Source organism: Chloroflexus sp. (genome assembly GCF_034434295.1).
Lineage (GTDB): Bacteria > Chloroflexota > Chloroflexia > Chloroflexales > Chloroflexaceae > Chloroflexus.
Genome location: NZ_DAOTZQ010000003.1, coordinates 12999 through 30271 on the forward strand (window position 1 = coordinate 12999; position 17273 = coordinate 30271).

At 56.2% G+C, this 17273-nt stretch carries 9 protein-coding genes; 6 read left to right on the forward strand and 3 right to left on the reverse strand.

Annotation, left to right across the window (positions count from 1 at the left end; genetic code table 11):
- Window positions 1–511 precede the first annotated feature (511 nt).
- Window positions 512–1537, forward strand: coding sequence for a type I glyceraldehyde-3-phosphate dehydrogenase (gap, locus tag VAE57_RS00980; protein ID WP_322820050.1), 1026 nt, complete (start codon window positions 512–514; stop codon window positions 1535–1537).
- Window positions 1538–1844: 307 nt separating this feature from the next.
- Here gap and VAE57_RS00985 read toward each other — a convergent pair whose 3' ends face one another.
- On the reverse strand, window positions 1845–5516 hold the full coding sequence (locus VAE57_RS00985; protein WP_322820051.1) for an SCO7613 C-terminal domain-containing membrane protein: 3672 nt from the start codon (window positions 5514–5516) through the stop codon (window positions 1845–1847).
- A gap of 1524 nt (window positions 5517–7040) precedes the next feature.
- Between VAE57_RS00985 and VAE57_RS00990 the strand changes: the two genes are divergently transcribed.
- Both VAE57_RS00990 and odhB read left to right on the forward strand, forming a co-directional pair.
- The gene (locus tag VAE57_RS00990; RefSeq protein WP_322820052.1) at window positions 7041–9863 is read left to right on the forward strand and encodes a 2-oxoglutarate dehydrogenase E1 component; all 2823 of its coding nucleotides are present in this window, start codon (window positions 7041–7043) and stop codon (window positions 9861–9863) included.
- Window positions 9864–9900: 37 nt separating this feature from the next.
- Window positions 9901–11247 (forward strand): 2-oxoglutarate dehydrogenase complex dihydrolipoyllysine-residue succinyltransferase, encoded by a 1347-nt coding sequence (odhB, locus tag VAE57_RS00995; protein ID WP_322820053.1) that lies wholly within the window; start codon window positions 9901–9903, stop codon window positions 11245–11247.
- A 31-nt stretch (window positions 11248–11278) separates the two neighbouring features.
- Here the strand turns inward: odhB and VAE57_RS01000 are convergent, their stop codons facing one another.
- Entirely contained in the window at window positions 11279–11590 is a 312-nt protein-coding gene (locus VAE57_RS01000) for a hypothetical protein (protein ID WP_322820054.1), read from the reverse strand.
- A 7-nt stretch (window positions 11591–11597) separates the two neighbouring features.
- Window positions 11598–11969 (reverse strand): hypothetical protein, encoded by a 372-nt coding sequence (locus VAE57_RS01005; RefSeq protein WP_322820055.1) that lies wholly within the window; start codon window positions 11967–11969, stop codon window positions 11598–11600.
- A gap of 557 nt (window positions 11970–12526) precedes the next feature.
- On the opposite strand from VAE57_RS01005, the gene mgtE reads away from it, so the two are divergent.
- From mgtE to VAE57_RS01020, 3 genes are all read left to right on the forward strand, one after another.
- Entirely contained in the window at window positions 12527–13882 is a 1356-nt protein-coding gene (mgtE, locus tag VAE57_RS01010; protein ID WP_322820056.1) for a magnesium transporter, read from the forward strand.
- 244 nt (window positions 13883–14126) lie between these two features.
- Window positions 14127–15839, forward strand: coding sequence for an ABC transporter permease (locus tag VAE57_RS01015; protein ID WP_322820057.1), 1713 nt, complete (start codon window positions 14127–14129; stop codon window positions 15837–15839).
- Window positions 15840–15849: 10 nt separating this feature from the next.
- Entirely contained in the window at window positions 15850–17157 is a 1308-nt protein-coding gene (locus VAE57_RS01020; RefSeq protein ID WP_322820058.1) for a nitrate/sulfonate/bicarbonate ABC transporter ATP-binding protein, read from the forward strand.
- The last annotated feature ends 116 nt before the right edge of the window (window positions 17158–17273 follow it).

Here is a 17273-nt window from a genome sequence, read left to right on the forward strand (position 1 = left end):
TCGGCACAATTCCCACTCCCGGCTGGTTATGGTGTGATTACCTGCTCCTGGCTCGTGGGCAGAGCGCAGCTCCGGCTGTGCCATCACGTGCTGGATGGGTTGCCTTACCCGTGCGTCATGCGCGTGTCGCGACGTTTGGTGTGCGGCAGCCATGCTCACGATCCGGCGTGTGACACGCCGTGAATCCTCCTCGTCACGGGGAGGCTGGATGTGCTCGTTACAATCATAGAGTCGGTCAGGAATGAGTGAGATACCTTCTCGTAGACGTTTTTTGAAACAGGTTCTGGTATCGGGAGTAATGCCTTTCCCGAAGCGAAAATACTCGCACCTGCCGTCCAATCATAATTGTTTCAATGTAAACAATTCTCTACCCGGTGGGCAAGGAATCTGTATGCGAGCAGACGTACAAAGATGCTATAATGACCGCGTCAGTCAATGGCAACAGGTTACGCCATTGCGGCTCACGGCCCGCTAGCCTGAGCACTTTGTTTGAGCATTTAAGGAGGCTTACATGGTTCGCGTCGCTATCAACGGTTTCGGCCGGATCGGACGCCAGAGCTTCAAGGCGATGCTGGAGTATTACCCCGAAGAGTTTGAGATCGTCGCTATCAACGACCTGACCGACGCGCAAACGTTGGCTCATCTTCTGCGCTACGACTCGACCTACGGTGCCTTCGATGGCGAAGTAACGGTGACCGAGAAGGCGATTGTGGTAGAGCAGGACGACATCCGCTACGAGTTGTTAACTCTGGCCGAGCGCGACCCGGCAGCATTGCCCTGGAAGGAGCTTGGGGTTGACATCGTGATCGAGTCGACCGGCCGTTTCACCGATGCGGAAAAGGCCAAAGCTCACCTCGCCGCGGGTGCGAAGAAAGTGATCATTACAGCGCCGGCGAAAGGTGAGGACATCACCATCTGTCTGGGTGTGAACGACGCGAAGTACGATCACGAGAAGCATCACATTATCTCGAATGCATCCTGCACCACCAACTGTCTGGCACCGGTAGCGAAGGTACTCAATGATCGCTTCGGGATCGAGCGTGGTTTGATGACGACCATCCACTCGTACACGATGGATCAAAACTTGCAGGATAACGTCCACAAGGACTTGCGCCGGGCCAGGGCTGCGGCTATCAACATGGTGCCGACGACAACCGGTGCCGCGAAGGCGGTGGCGCTGGTCATTCCCGAATTGAAAGGGAAGTTCCACGGCTATGCCGTGCGCGTGCCGACGCCGACGGTGTCGATGGTTGACTTCTCGGTATTGCTGAGCACCAAGACCTCGGTCGAGGAGATTAATCAGGCCTTCATCGAAGCCAGCGAGAGCGAAGAGCTTGAGGGCATTCTCGGCGTAAGCAATGATCCGCTGGTCAGCACCGACTTCATCGGTACCACCTACAGCAGTGTGGTCGATTTACCGCTCACGATGAGCATGGGCAACGATTTCTTCAAGATTGTGGCCTGGTACGACAACGAGTGGGGCTATTCGGTGCGTGTCGCCGATCTGACCGCGCTGGTGGCAGACCGCTTCGAGTAGAGTAGAAGAGTGTTCACGCAGTGACACAACACGGCAGGGACTGCGCAATTGCCGGTCCCTGCCGTTTATGTTAGTTCAAACCTGAAAAATACAATGCGTGTCACGCGATTCAAGGCGTACCCGTTTGTTGCATCCCTTGCATGGTAATGTGAAAAGACACCATCTGTAGGGGCGGGTTCTAAACCCGCCCCTACAGAACCCGTCTTTACCTGCCTATCCGTATCATGCAGGTGACACCACGGATCGTCACGCTTCACCACATATCCAGTAATAGGCTGTCAGGCACTGTGTCACTCAAGATTTGATACTATTGCCACTGTTGCAGGCGCACGACCAGATCGCGGCCAAAGCGACGCAGTTGATCTTGCTGCCGCTCAAGAATCACATAGGCTATCAGCATCAATATCCCTAACGCGCCTAACAAGAGCCACTGGTTGAGCATCCTCGCTGTATTGGCAGCCATCCAGAGCACACCAATCACAAAACCGGTTACACCGCCAATAAATGGCGCCCGCAGACGGACAAGAGTACCGTAGGTTGCGACCAGCAGCGACTCCAGACCAAACAACATAATGTAGCCAATATTGCTCACCGATCCGGCAGCCTGGATGAAGGTTGCGCCGAGCAGCAAACAGACGGCTACACTGTCTACCAGTCGTGCCACCTGAATCTGGCGTTGAAACCGCCGAATACCGGCTGCCAGCCCAAAGAGGTAGATCCCCACCGGCACGACGTACAGTTGCAGCTCACGCAATTCCCACACCAGAAACTGACCGAGACTGGCCGCAATGAACAGGGCGCCGGCCAGGTAGGCGTACAAACTGTTCCGTTCCCGCAGCGTAGCCGTCACCAGCAAAACACCACCGTTCACCAGCGCCACAACACTGGCCCGCAGATCGGTCAGAGCCAGCAACCCAACCAATCCAGCCGCAGCCAGCGGAATCCAGAGCGACGGTTGTTGCCAGATGGCCGTACTGCGTAACCGTGGAGCTAACCAACCTACCAGCAGCAAGGGGACAAGCAAGAGCACAAACCATGCCGCCTTCCACACGAGGGTGAGTGGTGTCAGCGATAGGGCAGTGATGAGACACCCTATCAGTGCAATCAGGTTGAGACTGGCAACCAGGCGGCTTTGCTCAAGCCAGGCAACGATACCGATAGTTATCGCTACCAGCAGCAGCGGCAGGCTAAGCTGACCAATCACACCGTCGAACAGCAATGCCAGTGCCAACAACATAACAACGCTCGCGATGACGTAACTGTCAGCAGTGATGTAGTGCACCAAAGCGTCTGAGAATCGCCGGCGGACAACCGCGCTACTCAGCGTGATCATGCTCGCCGTAACCAGCAGACTCCAACCGGTTACCGTGCTGTTTTCGGCGCTCAACCAATGAATAGTGCTGCCCAGAGCAATCAAGAGCTGAATCTGCGCCAGACTCGTTAATCGCCAGCGTCGATACACAAATGCGCCGATTGCGATCATCGCGGCTGAACCGGCGGCCGTCAGAGCCAGACTTGGCAACAGCGAGGCTGGTAAGGGCAGAAAGATAAAGACATTCAGCTCGAAGATTGCCGGTAACGGTGCCAGCAATGCGATGCCAAGCGCAGATTGGGCATACGGTCGATCAAACGGCGACCAGCCACGTAGAATAAGCGTGATCAGGCCATAACCGACGGCGAGGGCGAGCAATAGCACTGACAGCGCGTGCCAGCTTCCGTCCCAGGTAATAAGATTGCTGGCTATCGCCATTGCCCAGGTACCGGCCAGGAGCAACGCGATGGGATAGCCGAAGCGCCAGTTACGATACATTACACTCAGGACGGCAATAGTCGTGCTCCCGATCAGTGCAGCATACACTGCGGCGTGGGTTGGGCTGAGAAATGCACTCAGAAAGAGGATTGAACCAATACCCCCCAGTACTCCTGCCCAGACCAGCGCTGATGGTGCCCAATAATTGTATCGAACAGCGTATTTGTTGAGAACACTTCCACCGATACTCAGGCCACCTGCAAACAGCACACTCGCTAACAGATAGTGATCGGTATTCACCAGCCATCCGACGCGATCCAGGATCACGCCACTCAACACCAACCCCGTGGTAATCGTCATAAACGCCCAGACATGTTCACGGTTGATGATAGCTCGCCAGCCATAGAGGGCGGTCGCAACTGCGAGCGTGGGCAGACGCAGATCGGCATTAAGCCAGCTACTCCATCCGGCACCAATTGCTACCAGGAATGCTCCGCCATAGCACCAGATCGGTGGCGCATACGCAAGGAAACCTCTTATGGGAATGGCACTGATGATAAAAGCTACTGCACCGACAACCAGCACAATCAGTGCCCGCAGCTCCCAGGTTTCGACAAACGCACCAGGCCAGATTGCCAGCAAACCGAGCTGTACTGCCAGTAAACTACCACCCACCTCGTTGCGCCAGGGTTGAAGGAGCGTCAACCGGCGAACCTCTAGTAGGCCAATGACCAGAAACGTAGTGGCAATCAGGATTGGATAGCTGCGCCGAATCGCAATCCAGTCGGTCGTACTCACAGCGGCGACAATGGCCAGAAAAAGGATCAGGGCCAGAAATGGTCTGGAATATGCCGGATCGCGCCGCTCAACAATCACTGCCAGCAGCGGATAGAGCAGCGTTAAACCGGCGAAGCTCAGATTGATCCACATCAGTGCATCGTCGGCGTGAACCACACCCACAATTGCCGCCATGGGGATCAGGATTGCCGTTGCCCACAGCCAGAGCGGTTGCCTGTCGAGCCACGCCAACGCTACCGCGAAAGCAGCGCTGAGTAACGTCACGATGATCGTTGTGGTCGCCTCAGCCGGAATTGGATTGGCCAGGAAGAAACCCAGGCTGATCGCAAGGGCGAGTGGTGGTACAGCGATTTTGATAATTCGTGGCCCCAGCGCCAGTCTTGAGCGGTGATGACCATCGAGGAGTCTGGTGGTAACGAGCGCGATTCCTGACAATACAAAAGACCAGATCGGTTGCCAGCTTGCCGGCACCGCCCACCACCAGAAGCTACTGATCAACACTGCACAGGCAGCGGTACTGGCCGCCAGACTGTAGAAGAGCCGTTGGCTGCGCCATGCACTAATCGTGTACACAAGGAAACTCAGCGTACTTGTGACCAAGAGTGCGAGAGAACCGTCAAGATTGAATAAACCGGGTCGCGTAAACGAAAACACCACCACCGGCACCATCAGCATCGCTACCGATTGTAAATTGCGACCTGCCGTGGTCAGGGTTGTCTTTTGCTGCATCCAATGGCCTGCCCCCCACAAACCACCGGTGAACGCGCTCAAAAATGCGACCTGAACGATGGCTGGGAAGCGGTTCCAGTTGAAGATCACCAGCACCAGGCTAGAGATCATCACCAGGAAGGTGCCAATGATCAAAAGCGTGCGGCGGGCACCCATCGAGAGCAAGGCAGCCAGAAGTGGCGGCACGGCTTGGGCATCGTCCGGTTGGCGTTCTGAGATGACTGGTGCAGCCGACGAGGTTGCGGGAAGTCTTGACGAAGCAGCCTGCCCTTCATGCAATGGTTGGGCTTGTGTGCCGGGAGTGAGTGGCGTTTCTGCGGCGGGGTTTACCACCGCGTACTCATAAGCGAGAGGCGGTTGCGTTGGTGTGACCGATGGTGCTGTGCTGTCCGGTTGCAAGACGACATCCTGGGGCGCTGTCGATACAGTGGCTGGCGCAGGCATACCTGGCGATGGTTCTAACCGGACGTCTGGAGAAGGTGTAGCTACTGCCGTGTCACCAGGTTGCGAGCGTAATAAGGCGAGCAGGTGTTCAGCAGTTTCACGATCAATCTGGCGCGATTGCTGCCAGAAGCGAACCAGGTCGGCGAACTGACGACGCGGATCGCCACGACGAGCTGTTGCCCGTCCGATCACAAAACCAATCACCCCGACGAAGAAGATAATGGGACCCAGACAAATCAAGAGTACAAGAGATTCCATAGACAGGCTACTCCGACGTTATCCCGAACAATGGTGTTTTGGCTAATCATAGCAGCTTCTGATTAACAATTCGGTAAAAAATATGCGCCATTTTTTCATTTCCGATAGCGGCGAATGATGGCTGCGCCAGCGGGAGTCATCCGGTGTCGCCGGTTCCCGCCTCCAGCAGAGACGGGGTAGGGAGGGGGCGTGTCGGTATGGATTGGGAGCGCGCACCTTCGGCGCACCGATCTCGCCCCCCTGCACTACTAGCGCCAGCGGGAGCTGTCCGGCGTCGCTGATTCCCACTCCAGATGCAATGCATTACCCACATGTCACGCTGCGTTAGGCCGGGCTGCAAGTGCTCCCCGTGGCGCGGGCTTTTCGTGGTGCAGGCTTCCAGGCTGCGTGCAAGCATGCCTGTTACCGTCAGGTGCTGGCCGTGGCCGTTGGTGTACAGGCACGAATCTCTTGCAACATAACCGTCTACGCGCAGGGATCGCATGCATACCTGACCGACTCGATGATCGGCACGAACACATCCAGCATCCCCGTGACCAGGATGGATAACGGCGTACCACGCGCCGGATCGTGTGTACGGCTGGCGCGGCAGCATGGCTGCCGCACTCCAAACTGCACGACACGCGCATGACGAGCGGGTACGGCAATCCGGCACGTACCGGCACGGCTGGAGCGGCGCACTGCCACCGGGCCAGTCGCCCCCAACAGCACCCATAGCGATCATCCCCGCTGATACGCACATGGTTGGCACCAGTTATGAGTAATGCATAGCCCAGCGGGGGCGAGCTAGGGTGAGAGAGTACGCCCTGAGCGCACACGCCTCCGGGCGCACTCGTTTCACTCACCTGTACCAACCCGCACCTGCGGAACCATTCGCTCCCGCAGGTTCCCGTCTCCAGCGGGGCGGGTGAGGATGGGGGTGTGTCAGTTTCGTGCTCCACACGGTACACAATTGCGCTGTGAAATGCAGCAATAGCAACACCAGCCATCTGGTACCATTCCAAATCGGGTGAATCTTCCCGGCAGGCAGTGAGCATTACCCCTGGTTAGACACAGTATCAACCTTGTATCTTCAAAGCACAGGGTTAGCAAGAATAAAGGTATAGTGAGGCAATGATGCAGCAAGAGCGAGTTATTTCGAAGCAACGGGCATCCCGATTTGAGATGCCATATCGGCTTGCCCAAACGATTGCAGTTCTGATCACCTGTAGCGCAATGGTTGCCATCGCAGCAGCCTGTAACGCAATTGCTACGATGTAGGAGCAGGTTCGCGGAGACAGTTCTCTGTCTGGGAGTTGATGATGGGTGAAGACATTTCCTTCACCCATCATTCTTTTTCGTCTCCATCTCAGACTGGCGGGTTGCGGATAAAACAATACCCGGTGTCGTTCTGCCTGGAAACGCTGTGCAGTCAACGTGGTACAATAAAAGCAGCGTAACAGCGTTGTTACCGCGCTGTTATTGTTTGTGATAATATGAACAAATAACTGACAACCTTTATCCAGGTAAAGGAGCGGGCGAGGCATGAATGAATGGAACGGCTTCTACGGCCCTAATGCCGGCTATCTGATCGAATTGTACGAGCGCTATTGCGCTGATCCCAATTCGGTCGATGAGGCAACCCGGGCCTTTTTTGCGCAATGGACGCCGCCCGGCGATAGTGTGGCGTCGGCTGGCGAGGCCGGCCAACCGCCTTTGGATGTGACACGGATCGTTGGTGCAGCGCGGTTGATCCGCTACATCCGTGAATTGGGTCATCTGGCAGCACGGATCGATCCGCTCGGCAGCGATCCACCTAGTGATCCTGGTCTGGAGCTGGCAACGCACGGTGTGACGCAGGCCGATCTGGCCGCACTACCGGCGCACATCGTTCGGGGGCCGATTGCAACTCAGGTACGCAATGCTGCCGAAGGTGTTGAACGTCTGCGCCAGGCCTATTCCGGTTCGATTGGGTACGAGACCGATCAGATTCAGGATTACCGTGAACGTGCCTGGATTCGCGAGGCTGCCGAGGATCGGCGCTTCTTTGGCGGGTTTGATGCTGACCGTCAGCGTGAATTGCTCGACCGGCTGACAGAAGTCGAGTGCTTTGAGCGCTTTTTACACAAGACCTTCCCCGGTCAAAAGCGGTTCTCGATTGAAGGCTGCGATATGCTGATCCCGATGATCGACGCCATCATTCGGAATGCTGCGGTCAGTGGTACCAAAGAGGTCGTTATCGGGATGGCGCATCGTGGCCGTTTGAACGTCCTCGCGCATATTCTCGGTAAGTCCTATTCGATGATCTTGACCGAATTCCATTCGCCCGACTATACCAAAGACACCTATGAAGGCTGGACGGGCGATGTGAAGTATCATCTCGGTGCCCGCAAAGCCTACCGTGAGAGTGGGATTGCCGAGATGCCGATTACGCTGGCGCCCAATCCAAGTCACCTCGAATTTATTAATCCGGTGGTCGAAGGTCGGGCCCGTGCTGCGCAAGAACGCCGTAACCGGCCTGGTTTTCCTGAAGAGGACGAGAAGGAGTCGCTGGCGATTCTGATCCACGGTGATGCCGCTTTCCCCGGCCAGGGTATCGTCGCCGAGACACTGAATCTCTCGCGGCTGAAGGGGTATCATACCGGCGGCACGATTCACATTATCATCAACAATCAGATTGGGTTTACGACCGACAGCAACGACTCGCGTTCAACCCTCTACGCCAGCGATCTGGCGCGTGGTCTGGAAATTCCGGTCGTGCATGTCAACGCTGATGATGTTGAAGCTTGTATTGCTGCGGCCCGGATGGCTTCAGCATACCGTGAGAAGTTCCAGAAAGATTTTCTTATCGATCTGGTGGGCTATCGGCGCTGGGGACACAACGAGGGTGATGAGCCGGAGTTTACTCAACCCAAGATGTACGAGCGGATTCGTAATCATCCGACGGTGCGTGAGATTTGGGCACGTGAGCTGGAACGGCGTGGGATCATCACTCGTGAAGAAGCGCAGGCTCACGTTGATGCGGTAATGAATCGGCTCCAGCAGGCATTTGCGAAGGTGCGCGAACGTCAGCGTCTGGCAGCGTCGTTGCCCCCCGCACCACCGCCGCCCGTTCAGCCGCTGCGTCGCCCACCGATCTTTGCCCGCCCGGTTTCGGCAAAAACGCTGATCGAACTGAACGAGGCATTGCTAGATCGGCCTGAAGGGTTTACGGCTCATCCCAAACTCGAACGCACCCTGCAACGGCGCCGACAGGCTATCTTTGAGGAAAATGCTATTGATTGGGGCCACGCCGAAGCGTTGGCGTTTGCCAGTATCCTCGCTGATGGCACGCCCATCCGATTGACCGGGCAGGACAGTGAACGGGGTACATTTAGCCATCGCCACGCCGTGTTGCACGATGTGGTGACCGGTGAGCGTTTCATGCCACTGCACCACATTCCACAAGCCCGCGCCTCGTTCGCAGTCTACAACAGCCCGCTTTCCGAGGCGTCGGTATTGGGTTTTGAGTACGGCTACAGTTGTCACGCGCCTGACACCCTGGTCTTGTGGGAAGCACAGTTTGGCGATTTTGCTAACGGCGCTCAAGTCATCATCGATCAGTTTATTGTCAGTGGGCACGCCAAGTGGGGGCAGAACCCCTCGCTAGTGATGCTGCTGCCGCACGGTTATGAAGGGCAAGGCCCGGAACACTCGAACGCACGCCTGGAGCGGTTTTTGCAGTTGGCAGCCAACGACAATATCCGCGTTGCGAATTGTACGACTGCTGCGCAATACTTCCATCTGCTCCGTTACCAGGCGGCATCGCTGTACGCCGACCCCAAGCCGCTGATCGTGATGACCCCTAAGAGCCTCTTGCGCCATCCACGCAGCAGCTCATCGTTGCGCGATCTCACCGACCATCGCTTCCAACCGGTGCTCGGTTTAGGAGCGGAAGCGCCGGCGCCGGAAGGGGTCACGCGCCTCATCCTGTGTTCAGGGAAGGTGGCGATTGATCTTCTCTCTAGTGCTGAATGGGAAAAGACTGCTGGACGGGTCGATTTGCTGCGGCTTGAGCTACTCTATCCCTTCCCCGCCGAAGAGGTGCAGACAGCGATGAAGCACTATCCGAACCTACAAGAGGTGATCTGGTTGCAAGAGGAGCCGCAGAATATGGGAGCCTGGAGCTTTGTCTGGCCCCGCTTACAACAGCTCTTACCCGAAGGGGTTACGCTCCACTATGTCGGACGTGCTGAGTCGGCCAGTCCGGCAGAAGGGTTGCATAGTATCCACGTGCGTGAACAGGCTCGTATCTTACGCGAGGCAGTAACTGATCTGCCGGAGTCTCCTGTACCGGCATTGCAAGGACGAGAAACGATGACGCGCTGAGGCGTGTGTGTCACTGATGAGTGAGGTAGGTTAGGGCATGGCATACGAAATTCGCGTACCGTCGCTCGGCGAGTCGATTGTTGAGGCGACGGTAGCACGCTGGCTTAAGCGTGAAGGTGAACCGGTTGCTGTTGGTGAACCGGTAGTCGAATTGGAGACCGATAAGGTTAATCTGGAAGTAGCCGCCGATCAGAGCGGGATTCTGACCAGCATCGCATGTCCAGAAGGGACTACGGTTGGTATTGGCGATCTGCTGGGGACGATTGAAGCCGGGGCATTGCCCAAAGAAGCACCGGTGGCAGCAGCCAGTACAACAACGGTAGCGACTCCTGTCGCTGAACCTGTGGCTGCTACTGCGGTCAATGAAGTGCTGGCGACACCGGTTGCCCAGCGTATGGCTGCCGAACACGCTATCGATTTGCGCACAGTTCCCGGCACCGGCCCCGGTGGGCGCATTACTAAAGAAGATGTGATGCGGCTGGTATCGGGCACCGGGCCGAGTGAAGCAACCGCTAAAGCGGATGAAGCACGGGTTCACGTCAGCCATCCGACCCCGGCTGTGGTCGAGCGTCCACAACCTGCTCAGCAGTCACCTGCGCCAGCTCCGGTTGCGCCGCCGTCATCTGTACCGGCACCACGGCCAACGCCACCCGTAGCGCCGGCGGTAGTCAGCACGAATGGCGACCGTCGTGAAGAACGCCAGCGCCTGAGTCGGCGCCGTCTAACCATTGCTCGCCGGCTGGTAGAAGCGCAGCATACTGCAGCGATGCTCACCACCTTCAATGAAGTGGACATGAGCGCGGTGATGGCGTTGCGTGCCCGTCACAAGGACTCGTTCAAAGAGCGGCACGGGGTTGGTTTGGGCTTTATGTCCTTCTTCACCAAAGCTGTGGTTGGTGCGCTCAAAGCCTTCCCGATGGTAAACGCCGAGATTCAGGGCGAAGAGGTCGTCATCAAGCACTACTACGACATCGGCATCGCGGTTGGGGTTGATGAGGGGCTGGTGGTGCCGGTTGTGCGTGATGCCGACCGCAAGACCTTCGCGCAGATCGAGCGTGAAATTGCGCAACTGGCGAAGAAGGCGCGGGAAGGAACGTTGAGTCTGGCCGAACTTCAGGGTGGTACATTCACGATTACGAATGGCGGTGTCTACGGTTCGCTCATGAGCACGCCGATTCTCAATGCCCCGCAAGTAGGCATTCTGGGCATGCACAAAATCGAAGAGCGTCCGGTCGTCGTCGGCGGGCAGATCGTCATTCGCCCGATGATGTACATTGCGCTGAGCTACGACCATCGCTTGATCGATGGTAGTACAGCAGTGCGCTTCCTGGTGAAGGTGAAGGAACTGATTGAAGACCCGGAGGCATTGCTGCTGGAAGGATAGGCCATTTGGTCGTTGAAAGGAACGGGGGCGGCTACAAGAGTCGCCCTCGTTGCATGTTCGTCACCTCACGAAAAACGCTCAGCGCGTAAGCCGCCCAGAAGATAATACCGCTTAATTTGGCGACATCCTCGTATAGCGTGTGCTGAGGGGTAAACGGGAGCACTATGTCGATCAGGTACGAAGTGGCCAGACAGCCGGCAGCAATACCTGCCAGCAGATAGTCGGTTTGCAACATACGCGGCAGGGCATAGCCGGCAAACGTGATCGCCAGGACTGCATAACCGGCCAGAAATACCTTCTCGTCAAGTCCGGTTAGCCGGGGTAAGATATATTCGTGCAACATCCATCCATCATCCATCATCAATCAACAAAATTGTCGTGATCACCCCTGCACTGATGGCTAACCCGTAGCGAGAATCTGCACGATGCGGATGTAACAGGTAGACGATTATACTCCAGACAGTCGCTGCCACACACCAGCCCAATAAGCCTATGTTTGACATCAGTCCTGCATACGGCTCTGCACCAACAACAACGTAAACATCGCGCAATAAAACAACAGGATTGATATGCCAGAGACGTGATGCAAGCCATATCACTGTTACGCAGCATGCAACGATCAGGGTTGCACCGCCGAGAAGGAAACGGTTGCGCTGCCATTGAAGGCGTAGACTTTCAACAACCTTACGCTCGATCCGACTCTCCATGTGTAACAGTTTCATGTTCAACCTTAACCTTTCATTTAACAGGTATTATGGAGAATCGTCGTTCATGATGGAATGCAGGATACGGCTTCAAAACAGATTTTGGGATAACATTTTCTTAATCTTTTTGGCGGAAAATTTTTACATCTTTTGGTTAAATGATTTGTGCTCGAAGATGTTTTTCTTTAGGTTGTCAGTTAAACATTCCCCGAATGTCATAACACTTACTTAATAATAAATTGATAGACAGATTCATGCCCTACCAGAAAGCTATTTACCGATGTGCGTAGCATTGACAAATCCGCGCCTCCGGCGTATAGTAGTGAAGCCTGTTGGCAACGTTTAGATACGATGAGGAACGGAACCGCTATGGATAGTAGTCATTCTCGTCAGCGGCACAGTATGGTAATGACAATCAATACCTGTACCGGCCTCATCGGCTTGTGGTGTCGATATGAGTAGACGTTTGGTCTAATCATAACGATCTGCCCCGGTGAGGTTGAGCTTACCGGGGCTTTTTGTGTACTGAATGTCGTTACCTCCTGTGCCGCTGCCAGAAAGCACAGGGGGTGACAATGACCACATTCCCAATTCCCCGCCTCGATGAGATTCAGGCATTGATTGCCGAACAGCGCTGGCTTGATCTGCGCGAGCAACTTTCGCGCTGGCCGGCGCCGGAGATTGCCGATCTGCTCCGCGAGCTGTCTGCCGCCGAGCGCATGCTGGTGTTTCGTGTTTTGCCGCGTGCGTTGGCCGGTGAAGTCTTCTCCTACCTTGAGCATGACGATCAATACGAGTTGTTGACCAGTCTGAACCTGGAGGAGACTCGTTTACTGCTGGCGAATCTCAGCCCTGATGATCGCACGCAACTGTTTGAAGAGCTTCCCGGCCAGGTGACGCAGAAGTTACTCAATCTGCTCAGCCCACACGATCTCAAAGAAGCCCGTCAGCTACTCGGTTACCCTGAAGAGAGCGTCGGGCGGCTGATGACCCCAGATTACGTCGCTGTGCGTCCGAGTTGGACAATTGCCCGTGCCCTCGACCATATCCGGGTACGTGGGCGTGATAGCGAAACAATTGATGTGATCTACGTTACCGATGAGCAGTGGCGGCTGCTCGATGCGATTGAGTTGCGTCGTTTTATTCTGGCCGAGCCAACACAGACGGTGCGTAGTCTGATGGACGAAAGCTATGTTGTGTTGTCGGCGTTCGATGATCGGGAACGGGCAGTTGAGGCGCTGCGACGCTACAGCTTGCCGGCCTTGCCGGTCGTTGACTCGGATGGGGTGCTGGTTGGGATTGTAACCTTTGACGACCTGATTGACGTGGCCGAGGAGGAGGTCACCGAAGACTTTCATCGCAGTGCCGCTGTTGAGCCGTTGCGTGGCAGTTATCTGGAGATACCAATCTTTGAGCTTGTACGCAAGCGGGTGCCCTGGCTGGTAGCCCTGGTCTTTGTAAATGTCTTTTCTGGGGCGGCGATTGCCGCGTTTGAAGATACAATTGCCGCAGTTGTAGCCCTGGTCTTCTTTCTGCCACTGTTGATTGGTAGTGCCGGCAATGCCGGTTCGCAGTCGGCAACGCTGACGGTGCGTGCGCTGGCGACCGGTGACATCGAGTCAAGCGACTGGTGGCGTTTGCTGGCAAAAGAGTTGCTGGTTGCGCTGTTGTTGGGGAGTGCGATGGCGCTAGCGGTCGGTGTGTTAGGTGTGATTCGGGTTGGCTGGCAGGTTGCCGGCGTAGTTTCGCTGACGATGCTGGTGCTGGTGCTGATGGGCAGTTTGATCGGGATGTCGCTGCCATTCCTGTTGCGCCGGCTGGGGCTTGATCCGGCGACGGCCAGTGGCCCGTTAGTGACCTCACTCTCGGATATTGGTGGGGTGTTGATTTACTTCTCGTTGGCGACCTGGTTGCTGGGGCTAACAAACTAAGCGTCTATCTGAACATTACTTCGGGGCAGGTATACGCCCTCACCCCCAGCCCCTCGCCCGCACAGCGGGCGAGGGGGGCTTACCCCCGGCCCTGCTGCACGGTGGGCGAGGGGACTCGCCCCCGGCCCCGCTGCTGCACGGCGGGAGCGCAACAGCCTGCGTTGGAGTATCCTGATGCGGTAGACTTGTATTCATTCATATTCTCTATCTGCCCCCGGATGAACCTGGGAAGTGGAGCAGTCGTATGTTCAAATTGCGCACTTTTACTCCCGAACCACCAGCGCGTGTAGTTTTTACACAGGCCGATGTGTGGCTTTTTCTGATGCTGATCGGTCTGGTTGGCCTGACAATCGGCGTTGCCAACAATGCACCTGAGACGGTTCGGGGGCCAACAATATCGCTTAGCCCGGCGGCATTGCCGTTCTACGCATTGCAGTCGGTGGGTCGGATGGCGATGGCCTACGTCCTATCGTTTATCTTTACGTTGATTTACGGCTACATTGCCGCCTACAATCCACACGCTGAGCGGGTTTTAATCCCGCTGCTCGATGTCTTGCAGAGTGTACCAATCCTCTCGTTTTTGCCGGTGGTGTTGCTGGGTTTAAGTGCGATCTTGCCGCAGGCGTTCGCCGTCGAGCTGACGGCGGTTGTCCTGATCTTTACCAGTCAGGTCTGGAATATGACGTTTGCCTGGTATCAGTCGCTGAACACAATCTCCAAAGAGCTGCGCGAAGCGAGCAGTATCTTTCGCTTCTCGTGGTGGCAGCGTTTCACCACGCTCGAATTTCCATTCGGTGCGCCCGCACTGGTCTGGAACAGTATGATGAGCTGGGCCGGAGGCTGGTTCTTCCTCATGGCAGCCGAGATTTTCACCCTTGGCGAGCGTGATTTTCGGTTACCGGGCTTAGGTGCTTTTTTGCATACAGCGGCTGATGCTGGTGATCTGACGGCCATTGGTTGGGGGTTGTTCAGTCTGGTGCTCGTAATCATTGTACTGGATCAACTCGTCTGGCGACCGTTGCTCGTCTGGTCTGGTCGGTTCCGACTGGAATTTGTTGAGCGAGATGATGAGCCAACATCATTCTTCTACGATCTGTTTCACCGCTCGGTAGTGGTGGCTTGGATTGGCAGAGGGTTTCGTCGGCTGAATGAGCTTGTGGAACGGTGGGTTGGGCAACGTCCGGCTGATGATGTGCCGGCTAAGGAACGACGACGTTCAGTATCTGGCTGGATTGCGCTGGTTGCCATCATTATTCTAACCGGATGGGGGCTGTTCAATGGGATTCGCCTACTATTCAACCTATCGTTCACCCAGTGGGGCGAGATTTTGTTGGGAATAGCAGCTACCTTTGGGCGGGTCAGTGTTGCGGTAAGCATTGCAGTACTCTGGACGGTACCAGTTGGGGTGTGGATTGGCACACGCCGCAAGGTGGCGGCAGTCTTACAGCCGGTCGTGCAGGTTCTGGCTTCGATCCCGGCGACTGCTCTCTTTCCAGTGCTGGTGTTGGCATTGCTGGCACTGCCCGGTGGTCTCAATCTGGCTGCTATCGCTTTGATGATGCTCGGTACACAGTGGTACATCCTGTTCAATGTCATTGCCGGCGTCAATGCCATTCCACAGGATTTACGTTTCACCAGCGATTTGTTGCAGTTGCACGGGTGGCGCCGCTGGCGGACGTTGATTTTGCCCGGTCTCTTTCCGTATCTGATCACCGGTCTCATTACGGCGAGCGGTGGGGCCTGGAACGCCAGTGTCGTCGCTGAGTACGTGGTCTTCAATCAGCAAACGTACCAGACCATCGGCATTGGGGCGACGATTGCTGCGGCGACTGAAGCCGGTGATTTCGCGAAACTATTTGCCGCAACGCTCACCATGATTATTACCGTAGTGGCCATTAACCGATTAGTCTGGCGGCGACTGTACCAACTGGCCGCAGATCGCTATCGCCTGGAATAGGAGAACAACGATGCAGCAGACTCAAGTGCGGCCCCTGGTGGAAGTGCTGCGCGTGACGCAGCGTTATGGCAACACTGCGCGGAAGTTTACCGCTATTCAGGATGTGAATCTGGTTATCGGCGAAGGTGAGTTCGTTGCCTTGCTGGGACCATCGGGTTGCGGGAAGAGCACGTTGCTGCGAATTATCACCGGGCTTACCCGACCTTCTGAGGATCTGGTACGGTATCGCGGTCAGACGCTGCAAGGGGTCAATCCACACGCAACGATTGTCTTTCAAACCTTTGCCCTCTTTCCGTGGCTAACGGTACAGGAAAACGTTGCCATTGCCCTGCAAGCGCGGGGTGTTGCTTACCATGAGGCACAGAAACGTGCTATCGAGTTGATCGATCTGGTCGGTCTCGATGGCTTTGAGCAAGCCTACCCGCGTGAGTTGTCAGGTGGTATGCGACAGAAGGTCGGTATTGCCCGTGCGCTGGCTGTTGACCCAGAACTCTTGTGTCTGGATGAACCATTTAGCGCACTTGATGTGCTGAGTGCGGAGACGCTGCGCGGCGAGGTGCTGGAGTTGTGGACGAGTGGTAATCTTCAGATTCGGGCCGTGTTGATGGTGAGCCATAACATCGAAGAGGCGGTGTTTATGGCCGACCGCATTGTGGTCATGGATAAGAATCCGGGCCGGGTCATTGCCGACATTCCGATCAACCTGCCACACCCGCGAGATCGCAAATCGGAGGCATTTGCCGCCCTTGTGGCCCGGGTTTACGCCGTGCTGGCCGGGCAAACCCAACCGGAGGCGGTCGAGTATGGTACCGAGCCGGGTCAAAATGGGCAGACTCGTCTGCTTCCTATGGCCAGTGTTACAGCACTGGCCGGCCTGCTTGAGCAGGCAAATGCAACCGATGCAGAGCGTGATCCAATCGTCCAGTTACAAGATGAATTGGGACTTGATCTTGACCAGCTTTTGCCGTTAATCGAAGCAGCCGAGTTACTCGGCTTTGCGCGGGTGGAGAGCGGTGATCTGATTTTGACGCCACTCGGTGAGGCATTTGCCGATGCCAGTATCCAGGCCCGCAAGGAAATCTTCGCGTCACGGTTGCGGCGCTTGCCGTTCTTTCGCTGGATGCTGCGTATGTTGACCGCAGCCGATAATCAATCGTTACGGTGGGAGGTGTTTCTGGCTGCGCTGGAGCGTGAATTTCCCACTGCTGAGGCCGAACGTCAGCTCGATATTGCTCTGGAGTGGGGGCGCTACGCCGAACTGTTCGCGTATGACGATGCGGAAGGTCGTTTCTTCCTGGAGGCACCGGTGGTTGGTTAGGAGATAGGAGAGAGAAAATAGGGTGTAGGTGCGAGGGATGGTGGGTGTACTCCAGGTGGTGCCCGCGCACCGCAATCCCGGTCCCCCCTCCCGGCCTCCCCCCAGCGGGGGGAGGA

What these genes read in the sequence shown, in the direction of transcription:
- VAE57_RS00985 (WP_322820051.1), bottom strand. Translation starts at nt 5,516, where the DNA reads ATGGAATCTCTTGTACTCTTGATTTGTCTGGGTCCCATTATCTTCTTC.
- mgtE (WP_322820056.1), top strand. Translation starts at nt 12,527, where the DNA reads ATGACCACATTCCCAATTCCCCGCCTCGATGAGATTCAGGCATTGATT.
- VAE57_RS01015 (WP_322820057.1), top strand. Translation starts at nt 14,127, where the DNA reads ATGTTCAAATTGCGCACTTTTACTCCCGAACCACCAGCGCGTGTAGTT.
- VAE57_RS00990 (WP_322820052.1), top strand. Translation starts at nt 7,041, where the DNA reads ATGAATGAATGGAACGGCTTCTACGGCCCTAATGCCGGCTATCTGATC.
- VAE57_RS01000 (WP_322820054.1), bottom strand. Translation starts at nt 11,590, where the DNA reads ATGTTGCACGAATATATCTTACCCCGGCTAACCGGACTTGACGAGAAG.
- gap (WP_322820050.1), top strand. Translation starts at nt 512, where the DNA reads ATGGTTCGCGTCGCTATCAACGGTTTCGGCCGGATCGGACGCCAGAGC.
- VAE57_RS01005 (WP_322820055.1), bottom strand. Translation starts at nt 11,969, where the DNA reads ATGAAACTGTTACACATGGAGAGTCGGATCGAGCGTAAGGTTGTTGAA.
- VAE57_RS01020 (WP_322820058.1), top strand. Translation starts at nt 15,850, where the DNA reads ATGCAGCAGACTCAAGTGCGGCCCCTGGTGGAAGTGCTGCGCGTGACG.
- odhB (WP_322820053.1), top strand. Translation starts at nt 9,901, where the DNA reads ATGGCATACGAAATTCGCGTACCGTCGCTCGGCGAGTCGATTGTTGAG.